This window comes from Microcystis sp. LE19-10.1B, assembly GCF_027530565.1.
Lineage (GTDB): Bacteria > Cyanobacteriota > Cyanobacteriia > Cyanobacteriales > Microcystaceae > Microcystis > Microcystis aeruginosa.
This window is the reverse complement of sequence record NZ_JAPZQM010000758.1, coordinates 1-1,383: the sequence shown is the minus strand read 5'-3', so window position 1 is coordinate 1,383 and position 1,383 is coordinate 1. Positions and strand designations below refer to the sequence as shown.

Annotated in this window: 3 protein-coding genes; 1 reads left to right on the top strand and 2 read right to left on the bottom strand. The window is 42.3% G+C overall.

The features are described from left to right. Positions 1-283: 283 nt before the first annotated feature. A complete protein-coding gene (locus tag O9332_RS27515) occupies positions 284-625 on the bottom strand; it encodes a DUF8822 family protein (RefSeq protein ID WP_002761061.1) in 342 nt (113 codons plus the stop codon). 34 nt (positions 626-659) lie between these two features. On the opposite strand from O9332_RS27515, the gene aat reads away from it, so the two are divergent. Continuing rightward, the gene (gene aat, locus O9332_RS27510) at positions 660-1,241 is read left to right on the top strand and encodes a leucyl/phenylalanyl-tRNA--protein transferase (RefSeq protein WP_071825075.1); all 582 of its coding nucleotides are present in this window, start codon (positions 660-662) and stop codon (positions 1,239-1,241) included. On the opposite strand, the gene O9332_RS27505 is transcribed toward aat, so the two are convergent. Next, the coding region (locus tag O9332_RS27505; RefSeq protein WP_288028200.1) for a hypothetical protein at positions 1,200-1,383 on the bottom strand (184 nt) is incomplete at its 5' end. The two genes, aat and O9332_RS27505, sit on opposite strands and share 42 nt — an antisense overlap.

Here is a 1,383-nt window from a genome sequence, read left to right as displayed (position 1 = left end):
TACCGTTTTTGAACCCTCAAAAATTAATTATGCAAGAGGTTTAATAAAACTTTCCCAACAACTATCAATTAATTCTTGTCAATTAAAGATTTTGTTAACTTCTTAAATAAGCAATAAGCTGTTGACTCTCTAAATTACTGGTTAAGACTGTCTATGATCGAGGAGAGAGGTTTTGCTCATTTGTCCTAAAATTTCTAATAGGCAGTGCAGCTTACCCCATTCGTACAAAAAAATTAGCAGAGCAGCTAATAGAAATTAAACTCCAATAACAAAGAAAAACTGTCTAACTTTGCCCACAACAGCGATCGATCCCTAAACTATCTAAAATTAAATCACTGACAGCGTTAGCGATGGCAAATTCACTATAAAAACTTTCGCGGAAATCAAAAGCTTGCATCTCGGTAACGATCGCAATTACCAAGCTACCGAGATCGTTTTCCCCTTCCAAACGCTGACGCAGAAAAATTTGACTAGCGCGTTCAGCGATAGTTTCATTAATAGCTTCGGGAATAAATTCCGCATCTAACCAACGATGTAAAGCGGTTCGCAACCAAGTTTGTTCCTGTTGGGGATTTTCGATCGGTGGTAAAGTAATGGGCGGAATTGCTGCGGGATGATCAGGCATAATTAGAGAATTATCAGGCTACGAGACTGAGTTCTTGGGGGGATTCGTGGATACCGCCTCTATTATACAAGGATACGCACGCGGTTACTTTCTCATGGCCGATGAGGGGGGCAGATTGGATTGGTATTCTAGTAAAAATCGCGCTCTTATCCCTCTTGATCGGCGTTTTAGGTATCCCAAGTCCCTAAAACGAGTTTTGAATCAAAATCGCTTTAGCGTGGCTATTAACCGCAATTTTGCTGGGGTTTGTGCCGGTTGTGCCGATCGCTCGCTGACTTGGATTTCCCCGGAGTTAATGCAAATCTATCAGCAATTACACCAGGCCGGTTGGGCCTACAGTTTCGAGACTTGGCAAGGGGATCAATTAGCGGGGGGGATTTTAGGTTTAGCAATTCGCGGGGTTTTTATCGGGGAATCGATGTTTTATCAAATTCCCGATGGTTCTAAGGTAGCCATGGTCAAGTTAGTCGAACACCTCAGAGAACGGGATTTCTGTCTATTTGATGCCCAAATGCAAAATCCCCATCTGGCTAGATTTGGGGCCTATACTATCTCCGAAAAAGAATATCATCCCCTACTTGAAGGCGCTCTGTTGAAGCATTGCCATTTTGTTTAAGTAGGGCTTGCTGAATAAATCTAAAAACCTTGTTGGATAAGACTTTTGGACTTTTTTCCCCTCAAAAAGTGCCAGCCATTGCGGGGATCGGGGGGAAAATTCCTGGACTTTTTCCCTGAAAATTAGGTAATTGGCCACCTCA

Bases quoted from the DNA above. Each gene is read 5' to 3' on its own strand.
- O9332_RS27515 (WP_002761061.1), bottom strand. From the start codon at position 625: ATGCCTGATCATCCCGCAGCAATTCCGCCCATTACTTTACCACCGATC.